This is a genomic window from Bradyrhizobium sp. P5_C11_2, from assembly GCF_054049755.1.
In genome coordinates this window covers 1-3060 of sequence record NZ_JBFULT010000735.1, presented here as the reverse complement: position 1 = coordinate 3060, position 3060 = coordinate 1, and the positions used below count along the sequence as shown (strand labels likewise).

Sequence of the window (3060 nt, the reverse complement as noted above, 5' to 3'; positions counted from 1 at the left end):
CCATCCTGTCGGCCTATGGCCGGCCCGAGATCGCCTGGAACACGATCGCGAACGAATTTGCCGAAGAGCTTGCGCCGCTGCCGCCGCGAGAGCTCGCAACCGCGGTTCTGGCTTTCGCGCGAAACTTCTGGGCCAATGCGGAAGCCGCGTGGCGGATGAAGCTCGCCGAGGCCCGGCACCTCACGGTCAAGGGCGGCTTCGCCGCGCTCGCGGCCGCCGGCCACCGCGCCCTGCCCGACGATCTCGCCATTCGCCTCGCCGACCGCTTCACCACCTATCGCGAGGAGGAGATGTTCGTCTTCCCCGGCGCGCACGACGCCATCGACAGGCTGAAGGCGCTCGGCATCAAGCTCGCGCTGGTGACCAACGGCGCCGCCGACACGCAGCGCGCCAAGGTCGAGCGCTTCGAGCTGGCGCACCGCTTCCACCACATCCAAATTGAGGGCGAGCACGGCTTCGGCAAGCCCGAGGAGCGCGCCTATCTGCACGCGATGGAGGCGCTCGGCGTCACCGCCAAGGACACCTGGATGATCGGCGACAATCTGGAATGGGAAGTCGTGACGCCGCAGCGCCTCGGCATCTATTCGATCTGGATCGACGTGCATGGCGACGGCCTGCCCGAAGGCTCGACCGTCAAGCCCGATCGCATCATTCGTTCGCTGACCGAACTCGTGCCGGACCAAGTCTGACGCAAAATATCGACAAACAACCCCATGCACAGTAGACGGCTGCTGCAAAATCAAGGGCTTACGGATTTCACGAAATCCTTTGACCCGTCGGGCAAAACAGGCGCATGATGCCAACATCGCGGCGCATGGGACGGAAAAGCCCCTGCGCAACCCATCGCGCAGGCGCCTTGGCCTCCGTCATGGTCCCGCTTCCGGCTTGAAGCTCCGTCGTCGGCGCTTCAGCAGCCTGGCAGCGGATGCGCGCTGCCGCAGCACATCCACTGATCCCGCATCTTGCGATCGGCGTGTCATGCCGGCTTGCTAGCTTCTTAAGTCAATCAACCCGAAAGGACCATCCATGGAACTGAAAGCCGGCGATATCGTCATGCTGAAATCCGGCGGCCAGCCGCTGACCGTCGCGAACGTAAAAGGCGACGACGTGAACTGCCTCTGGATGGGCGCGGAAGGCGACCTGTTTCGCGAGACCCTGCCGCTCGCCGTGCTCGAACGCCTGGAGGAAGTGGACGAGGACGACGACGAGGACGACGAAGACGAGGAGTAGGACCGCCTGAGACGTCCTCCGCAATCCTCAACAATCCCGACGCGGAGACCCCCCAGCCCTCCCCCGCAAGCGGGAGAGGGAGCCCAGTGCCGATGCCGACGCATCGTGGGCTAACCCCGAACGCCACAGCACTTCGGCGGCGGCTTGCAATGGTTGCGGTTGTCGGGCGTCCACTCGCAGTCCGGCGGCAGGACGTTCTTCCTGACGAATTCCCGCACCGTGGCGCCGGCGCGGTTCACGAGAGGAACATCCGGTTCGGACGCGGGAGCTGCGGCGGCGGGCGCCGGCGCGCGCGAACGGGCGACCGCCGGGACGGGGCCGATGCGGGTCGCGACGGCAGTGCCGGTCGACATCGATCTGCCGTCCGGCGCGAGCGTGTAGTTCCAGGTCCCCAGGCTGTTGGTGTAAATCAGGACGTCGCCGGAGCAAGTCCAGGTGCCCTGCACGCAGGCGGGATGCTCGCTGCACAGCGCCCGTCCGTCGGCCTTCACCGAGCCTCGGTTGCCGCTGCCGGAATGCCGCCACTCCCCGACGAACTTTCCGGCGCAGCTCGACGGCGGAGCGGCAAGCGCCGGCGCGATGGGCATCAGCAGCAGCGAAATCGCAATCAACAATCGCATTATGGTCTCCCCCCGAAAAACCCTCGGATCCTACCTATCCACCTCCGGGCGTGCCAGCGTCGCTCGCCGGTAAAGTTTAATGGGTCCGCTCTTATCACGGTGACCGTGCACGCAATCTCCGTCTCATCATCACGCGTGAAACGAGCGTGATCTGACAACGCCCTTGCCTTACTTGAAGTGAAATACCTCACAACCTGCAATCCGGGATTGCGCTAGCCTCGCTCCATGGGGCGTGGAGTGAGTTGGAGGCGACAATGGAGCAGGACCTTCCAAAGGAAGCAGCGCGCACACAACCCCCGGCCGGCGCGTGGCAGAGAATCCAGTCCTGGGATAGCCGCCTGTCAGTGACCAAGGGACTGACGGCCGTCACCCTGCTGACCGGCTTCCTGGGCGGATACTTCCAGTATCTGAATTCCTACGAGCAAAAGGTCGGAGAGCAAGCCAAAGCAGACATGCAGAAGGCGACCGACACCTTCATCGAAATTTCGAACGCGTTCGCCGAAGTGCAGATGCTGCAAGAGAGCATGCTGCCCGAGCAGTTCGGTTCGCTGAAGGCGCAAGCAAGTCCCGCCTTCATACCCATCGACGCGAAGACGCTCGAACCATTCTCCGACTATTGGAAAGCACGCACATCGTTGCGGCGGAACGGCGCCATCTTCGCACGCAAGGCGGAGATCTACATCGATTGGCCCAGCGACATGGGCCGCGATGCGGCAGCGGAGCACACCCTTGACCAGGATCCCCTGACGGCAACGCTGCTCACCAAGTACAATTTCGATTGCGACGCCGAAGCCAACCTGCCGCAGTTCAAGGGTGCGATCTACAGCGGAGGCGATCCAGGGCGCCCCAGCGAAGAACTCTGTAACGACCCAACGGCCAATGGACTGAAGGCCTATGTCGATCTCTGTGCCAGGCTGCCGGGCGGGGCGATCGATCCCCTGCAGAAGGTCGTCGCCGTCAACTGGTGGAGCGCCAAGCACCACGTTCTGGTGATGCATCATTGCTTCGAGGCGCTGCGCGGCCAACCGAACCCGCTGCAAGCTCCGGCATCGGGCAGCGATGTCCCCAACGATCGCAAGCTGGAGACCATGAAGCCGCGGGACAGCAGCGAGCACAGGTTGCAGCTTCAGGCCCGTCGGCTCGACGCGTTCATGACGCTGACGATGGCGCAGCTGGACCGCATCAGGGTGCGATACCGTCCCACCGGCTT

At 64.0% G+C, this 3060-nt stretch carries 4 protein-coding genes; 3 read left to right on the top strand and 1 reads right to left on the bottom strand.

The genetic code is table 11. The annotated features are described in order from the left end of the window. Positions 1-2: 2 nt before the first annotated feature. Together ACXJL8_RS37730 and ACXJL8_RS37725 are read left to right on the top strand one after the other, a co-directional pair. Positions 3-689, top strand: a complete 687-nt coding sequence (locus ACXJL8_RS37730; protein ID WP_456686680.1) for an HAD family hydrolase — start codon at positions 3-5, stop codon at positions 687-689. Positions 690-1026: 337 nt separating this feature from the next. After that, positions 1027-1230, top strand: coding sequence for a YodC family protein (locus ACXJL8_RS37725; RefSeq protein ID WP_456620454.1), 204 nt, complete (start codon positions 1027-1029; stop codon positions 1228-1230). A gap of 110 nt (positions 1231-1340) precedes the next feature. Here the strand turns inward: ACXJL8_RS37725 and ACXJL8_RS37720 are convergent, their stop codons facing one another. Continuing rightward, the gene (locus ACXJL8_RS37720; RefSeq protein ID WP_456620453.1) at positions 1341-1850 is read right to left on the bottom strand and encodes a hypothetical protein; all 510 of its coding nucleotides are present in this window, start codon (positions 1848-1850) and stop codon (positions 1341-1343) included. A 254-nt stretch (positions 1851-2104) separates the two neighbouring features. Here ACXJL8_RS37720 and ACXJL8_RS37715 point away from each other — a divergent pair. Beyond that, a partial coding sequence (locus tag ACXJL8_RS37715) for a hypothetical protein (RefSeq protein ID WP_456686679.1) occupies positions 2105-3060 on the top strand: 956 nt, incomplete at its 3' end.

Coding starts and splice junctions, on each gene's coding strand:
- ACXJL8_RS37725 (WP_456620454.1), top strand. CDS start 1,027: ATGGAACTGAAAGCCGGCGATATCGTCATGCTGAAATCCGGCGGCCAG.
- ACXJL8_RS37720 (WP_456620453.1), bottom strand. CDS start 1,850: ATGCGATTGTTGATTGCGATTTCGCTGCTGCTGATGCCCATCGCGCCG.